This is a genomic window from Staphylococcus sp. ZWU0021, assembly GCF_000798895.1.
Lineage (GTDB): Bacteria > Bacillota > Bacilli > Staphylococcales > Staphylococcaceae > Staphylococcus > Staphylococcus saprophyticus.
The window spans coordinates 1-6,504 of the sequence record NZ_JTLN01000033.1 but is presented as its reverse complement, the minus strand read 5'-3'; the positions used below and the strand labels follow the sequence as shown (position 1 = coordinate 6,504).

Genomic DNA, 6,504 nt, shown 5'->3' with positions numbered 1-6,504 from the left:
ATCTTCTCCCACAGCTGTAACCTTGACTTGTATTGTTCCAGACCCATTAATAGAACCCCCAATAACATCATCATTATGAGTTTTATGAACTTTTTTTGATTCGCCAGTAACTAACGATTCATCAATTGATGTTTCTCCCTGAACAATGATCCCGTCTGTGGGTATACTTTCGCCTGCTCTGACTTCCACAATATCGGCAACATGAATATCTGATATTTTAACTTCTTGGCGTTGATTATTATCAATCACTTTCACGGCAGTATTAGGTAAGAGTTCTGCCATTTTCTTCAATGCATTGCCTGCATTACCTACTGCGTTCATTTCAATCCAATGACCTAATAACATGATTAAAATTAAAGTTGCTAATTCCCAGAAAAAGTCCATTGTATGCGTGGATGAGCCACTGAAGTTATTCATATAAAAAGCGTATAAGCTATAAATATAAGCAACTGAAATACCTAGAGCAACAAGCGTCATCATCCCAGGTTTTTTAGTTAAAATTTCATCTTTAGCCCCTGATAAAAATGGCTTTCCTCCATAAAAGAATAAAATAGTAGCAAGAATTAATACAATCCAATCTGACCCTGTAAATGAAAATTGAAACGGTAATTTAACCCCCATCATGGGCGATAAAATAATAATCGGTATCGCAAAAATCAAAGAAATAAAGAATTTACTTTTAAAATTTCCATGATGGTGATGTGCATGATCGCCATGACTAGCGTGATTCTCATGTTCTTGATGGCTATGATTCTCATGATTTTGATGTTTTTCATTATTCGGCAAAATAAAACCTCCTAATTTTATATTTTTAGAGATAGTAATAAGATAATGTGAGTATAACATATACCCCCGGGGTGTATATATTGTTTAGCATTTTTTATTTTTCAGCGTTCAGAAAATTTGATAGCCGTTTAAATAGAAGCTTTAGTCTTGGTTTGTCCATCGCCAAAGAAATTGTGGCATTGCATGGGGGAATATCGAAGTTGAGAGTAAACTAGGCAAAGGCGCTGGTTTTATTGTGTTTTTGCAGAAAGGGAGTAAAATGAAGAAAGTTTTATTTTTTGATGATGAAGAAAAAAAGTTGGAACTGCTGGTTTTATACTTGATAGCCTGATTATCATTATGACTGTGGTAAACCGAAGTCCAAGAGGTATATTCATATTGCTGGGTTAAATTGCTGTGTTTTCAGGCACATACTTATTTTATATTCGTTTCTTTAGTTGCAAGAAATAAAAATGTGGCACACGGGGGCTTTATCTCCAATGTGCCACTCCTTATATTATTGGTTTTGTTTACGCGATTTCTTTACAAGATTCTACACATTTAAAACACGCCTCTGCACAATTTTGACAATGGTCATGGTTATGCTTCTGGCATTCATTACCACATGCTCCGCATACTTTGGCGCATATTGTCGCCAAATCAGAAGCAAATGGTGAATTTCTTGTTAGCGATTGTTCTAAAAATGCACAGATGTCTGCGCATTCACGATCCAGACGGATGCACTCTGCCATCATTGTCATGTCTTTTTCCTTCAAACAGGCATCGTAACAATGATTACACGCTTCCATACATTCATGTAGCGTTTGAACCAGATTGTAATATTGTTTACCAGTCATTTGATACATCTCCAATGAAATCTAAGTCTCTTAAATTAATTGCCATTCTATTTAGTAAATAAACCGATAATTGCTGAACTCCATAGAAACTGCGCAGGATTTTAATATCAAATGTACTTCTCTTAATATTTTCTTTCTTTTTTAATTCTGTATATAGTTTGCCTTGTTATACCCACTTCTTTAGCTATCTTACTAATTGACATTTCTTTATTCAGTAGTTCAACAATACGATAATAAACAAGTCTTTTTTGAGGGTCTTTAGCATCGGGAGAATACAGAACAGGTCTTCCTTTATAAATACCTTTTTCTTTGGCTACTTTAATACCTTGAGCTTGTCGACGTTTACTTTCATTTCTTTCTTGTTCTGAAATCATTGCCAATATTTGAATGATTAAATCTTTCATAAACTTATCTAGTAACGGATTACCAATCACTTCATTCATCATGGGTAAACTCGTTATCATTAATTGAACTTCTTTATCTTTTAAATAATTAACTGTTTGGATTATTTCATCGTAATTTCTTCCTAGTCTATCAATAGACTCAATAATTAAACGATCTCCCATTCTTAAAAAATTTAATACTTCTTGAAATACAGGTCGATTTTCTATAGATTTCCCTGATTGTTTTTCAGTGAAGATTTTCTCAGCACCAAAAGATTGCAAATTTTCAATTTGTCTATCCAAATTTTGATCAACGGTAGAAACTCTTGCATATCCAACTATCATTTTTAACGCCCTTTATCATACACCCTAATCACACAAACAAATGTAGCATTTTACAAGCGTTTCTTGTTGCCCTATTAGGGTGTATCCTGTCTGATTTTTTAGCTTTCTTAAAACTTAGTAATATTTTTATTTATCTTTATTTTCTTGGTTATTTAACTTATTGAGATAACGATAGATTGTTGTACGTGAAACTTTCCATTGCTCTGCAATAGTTTTAATTGGTGTTCCATTATCATAAAGTGTTTTAAGTAAAGTCAAATCTTGTTTATTTAATTTTTCTGGTCGACCTCCATAGCGTCCTCTAGCACGAGCTGCAATTCGCCCCGCTGAAGAACGTTCTAAAATTAAATTACGTTCAAATTCTGCAAATGCTGCGAATAAATGAAATAATAATTGCCCTGTAGAACTTGATTTATCCATCGTTATATTTTCTTCTAAACTATGGAAACTTACACCTCGTTCGTTAAGCTCATTAACTAATGTGATTAAATCTTCCATATTACGTCCTAGTCTATCTAATCTCCAAACAACAATCGTATCTCCTGACCTCGCAAATTCAATGGCTTTATCTAAACCAGGTCTTTTACTTTTTGAACCACTCATATGGTCGTTAAATATCTTTTCACAACCATATGCATTTAATCGATCCTCCTGTAAATTTAAATTTTGTAATCCAGTTGAAACTCTTGCATAACCTATTTTCAAAAGACAAACCTCCTATATACACCTTCAGTGTACCATAACTTAATTACAAGGTCTTTTGTGAACATAGATTTTTTGTTGGGTTTATGAACACAGAAATATATACGATACTCAATTATTTCGACATAAAAAGAGAGTGTACAGAAAATGGTTATTTTCTGTACACTCTTGTTATTTACATAAGACCCTTTAACATACCGTACCAATACATTTTAGGTAACAAATCTTTTTTGAAAATATACATACTTCTTCGTTCTTTTGCCTGGTTAAAAGGCAATGTTTCTTTTGGTTTTTTATTATAATCAAACTCGGCAAGTATTAATTTATTGTACCCGGTAACGATAGGGCACGAAGTATAACCATCATAATGATGCGTCAACATTTCATTATCCATTACTTGCAATAGGTTATTAACAACTATAGGCGCTTGTTTACGAATTGCTGCTCCTGTTTTGGAAGTAGGTGCATTTGAAGCATCACCAAGCGCAAATATGTTAGAGTAGCTTTTATGCTGTAATGTTGTTGAGTTAACATCTACCCAACCATCACTATCTGAAAGTGTACTTTCTTTAAGTACACCTAAGGGACCCATGGGTGGTGTTACATGTAACATTTCATAATCTATTGTCTTTCTATCGTCTGTTTTAATGTGTTCAAATGTAGCCTCTTTTTTGTCTCCGTCAATTTCAACAAGATTATAATTGTAATTGACAATTATATCCCTTTCTTCAACAATTTTCTCTAATTCTTTATTATATTTGCCTACGTCAAATAAAGCATCTTTTGGCGTTTCGTATATCACATTAGCATTAGAACGGATATTATGTTTTCTAAAATAATCTTCAGCTAAATACATAATTTTCATAGGTGCGCCTCCGCATTTGATAGGCGTATTAGGATGCGTGAAAATCGCGTTCCCTTGTTTAAATTTAGAAATTTGTCTCCAAGTTTCGCGAACATAGTTAGGTGAATAGTTAGAACAAACACCATTTTTACCTATATTCTCTTTTAATCCTTTAATAGAAGACCAATTAATCTGTAATCCAGGGGCTACCACTAAAAATTCGTAACTAACGACTGAATTATCTCCTAAAATAATGCTATTGTTTTCAGGTTGAAAGCTTGAAACAGCATTTTTTATCCATTGAACACCTTCAGGCATAACACTTTTCATATCTTTACGAGAACTTTTTAAACTCGATACCCCAGCACCAACCAAAGTCCACAACGGTTGATAATAATGATATTCAGCCGGGTCTATAATTGCTATTTTTCCTTTTAAGCTTTGATTTTTTCTTAATAGTCTTGATGCCACTGTAATACCTGCTGTACCGCCACCTACAATAACAATTTGATAATACTTACTCATTTTTCCACACCCTTAAATTATTTTAATGATTCTGGAAAATCTTGATAGCCTTCGCTAATATTCACGACATTTTCAAAGCCTTTGTTTTCTAAGATACCCACTGCGATTGAACTTCTAACACCTGACTGACAATGTACGTATATTTTATCTTCTTTATTAAATGGAATATTTTCATTTAATAATTTACCATGTGGAATATTGACTGCTTGATCTAAGTGTCCATTATTCCATTCTTCATCATTACGTACATCGAGTACATTTGCTTCTTTACCAGTCATATCAGCGCTGTGGATGGATTGTGTTAGAATTTCTGATTTTGGTAAACGATAACCAGCTACATTATCAAAACCAATTAATTGTAAAGTATGCGCTGCTTGTTCAACGGTAGATTTATCACCAATCAAATCTATACATTTTTCATAGTCTAAATACCAACCGATTTGGTTAATAAAGTTTTTATTGTAAGGAATATTGATTGTTCCTTCGGTGTGACCACCATGAAAGGCTTCTTTGCTACGAAGATCAAATGCTATTCTTTCATTATCTAAACTAGGATAAACGTTGTATGGTTGATACAAATTCATACCAAACTGATTGATTTGTTTCATCTTTGCAAAGTGATGGGGTGGCGCTGGTTGATTTGATGTTAATGTTTCAATGAATTTGGTTTCATCAGTTTCATTAAATGCCCAGTTATTTATTTTTTCATAACCTAACGTAGACATTGGTACGGCGCCTAATGCTTTACCACAAGGACTTCCAGCACCGTGACCTGGCCAAATTTGAATATAATCTGGTAAATCTTTAACACTTTCTAGAGATTGATACATTTGTTTCGCACTAACTTCTGTAGAACCTTCCATTTGAACTGATTTTTCTAGTAAATCAGGTCTACCGATATCACCAACAAAAATAAAGTCACCACTAAATATACCCATTGGAACGCTTGATCCGCCACCTTCATCTGTGAGTAAGAAACTGATACTCTCAGGGGTATGACCAGGTGTATGCAATACTTCTAATTTAATGTTACCTACATGAATAATATCTTGATGTTTAACAAAATGTGTTTGTTCGGGCATATTTTGATAACTTAATTGCTCATCGCCTTCACCAGATACATATACATCGGCGTTTAAACGTTCTGCCACGTCCCGAATTCCAGAAGCAAAATCAGCGTGAATATGTGTTTCTGCAGCTTGTGTAATTTTAAAACCTTCGCTATCTGCAACTTCCATATATTTTGTTAAATCACGAACAGGATCAATTACTATTGCCTCTCCTGTGCGTTGACAGCCAACTAAATAAGATGCTTGAGATAAATGATTATCGTAAAATTGTTTGAAAAACATGATAAAACTCCTTTTTTAATAGATTTAATTAGATGAATAAATTATGATTCGCATTTTCTGTATCACCAATATAAGTACCTACTCCACCGTACTCAACTTCATCTCTTAATTCTTCTTTTGTAATGCCCATAACATCCATGCTCATGGTACATGCGATTAATTTAATATCTTGAGCTATCGCTTGATTAATGAGTGATGGTAATGAATCAACGTTTTTCTTTTTCATTACGTAGCGCATCATGATATTACCTAAACCGAACATATTCATTTTAGAGAGTGGCATTTTCAAAGGTGTTTTTGGCAACATAAAATCAAACATTTTTGCGATACCTTTCTTTTTAACGTTAACTGTTTGCGCTTTTTTCAACGCGTTAAGTCCCCAGAAAGTAAAGAAGATGGTTACATCTCTTCCTGCAGCTTTAGCACCATTCGCAATAATCATTGCTGCCACTGCTTTATCTAACTCTCCACTAAATAGTACAATTGTCGTACCTTTAGCAGTATGATTCACTTGTAAGTCTTTTGGTTTTTCTTTTTGAATGATAGCATTAATTCCATGATTACTTTCATCAAGTTTAACTAAAGTATGACCAGTTTGTTTGACCCAGCTTTTAATGTCGCTAAGGAATCCAGGATCTGTAACTGTAACCTCTATTTGCTCGCCTACTTCAATATTTTTCACTTCTTTACTGATGTTTACAATTGGACCTGGACATTGAAGACCACTATAG

Annotated in this window: 7 protein-coding genes; all 7 read right to left on the bottom strand. The window is 33.7% G+C overall.

Annotated features, from left to right (window positions below; all coding sequences use genetic code 11):
* On the bottom strand, window positions 1-786 hold a 786-nt coding region (locus L987_RS12120; RefSeq protein ID WP_156105218.1), incomplete at its 3' end, for an HAD-IC family P-type ATPase.
* 509 nt (window positions 787-1,295) lie between these two features.
* Window positions 1,296-1,622, bottom strand: a complete 327-nt coding sequence (locus L987_RS12115; RefSeq protein WP_047504993.1) for a four-helix bundle copper-binding protein — start codon at window positions 1,620-1,622, stop codon at window positions 1,296-1,298.
* A gap of 122 nt (window positions 1,623-1,744) precedes the next feature.
* Window positions 1,745-2,350 carry a recombinase family protein gene (locus tag L987_RS12110; protein WP_047504991.1) on the bottom strand — a complete coding sequence of 202 codons (606 nt, stop codon included), beginning with the start codon at window positions 2,348-2,350 and terminating at the stop codon, window positions 1,745-1,747.
* A gap of 126 nt (window positions 2,351-2,476) precedes the next feature.
* The gene (locus tag L987_RS12105) at window positions 2,477-3,055 is read right to left on the bottom strand and encodes a recombinase family protein (protein WP_047504988.1); all 579 of its coding nucleotides are present in this window, start codon (window positions 3,053-3,055) and stop codon (window positions 2,477-2,479) included.
* A 172-nt stretch (window positions 3,056-3,227) separates the two neighbouring features.
* Window positions 3,228-4,421: a type II sulfide:quinone oxidoreductase Sqr gene (gene sqr / locus L987_RS12100; RefSeq protein WP_047504986.1), complete on the bottom strand. Its 1,194-nt coding sequence runs from the start codon at window positions 4,419-4,421 to the stop codon at window positions 3,228-3,230.
* Window positions 4,422-4,438: 17 nt separating this feature from the next.
* Window positions 4,439-5,773 (bottom strand): persulfide dioxygenase-sulfurtransferase CstB, encoded by a 1,335-nt coding sequence (gene cstB / locus L987_RS12095; protein ID WP_047504983.1) that lies wholly within the window; start codon window positions 5,771-5,773, stop codon window positions 4,439-4,441.
* Between the two features lie 28 nt (window positions 5,774-5,801).
* Window positions 5,802-6,504 (bottom strand): persulfide response sulfurtransferase CstA (cstA, locus tag L987_RS12090; protein WP_047504980.1); only part of this gene is annotated, 703 nt, incomplete at its 5' end.

What these genes read in the sequence shown, in the direction of transcription:
- cstB (WP_047504983.1), bottom strand. Translation starts at nt 5,773, where the DNA reads ATGTTTTTCAAACAATTTTACGATAATCATTTATCTCAAGCATCTTAT.
- sqr (WP_047504986.1), bottom strand. Translation starts at nt 4,421, where the DNA reads ATGAGTAAGTATTATCAAATTGTTATTGTAGGTGGCGGTACAGCAGGT.
- L987_RS12110 (WP_047504991.1), bottom strand. Translation starts at nt 2,350, where the DNA reads ATGATAGTTGGATATGCAAGAGTTTCTACCGTTGATCAAAATTTGGAT.
- L987_RS12115 (WP_047504993.1), bottom strand. Translation starts at nt 1,622, where the DNA reads ATGACTGGTAAACAATATTACAATCTGGTTCAAACGCTACATGAATGT.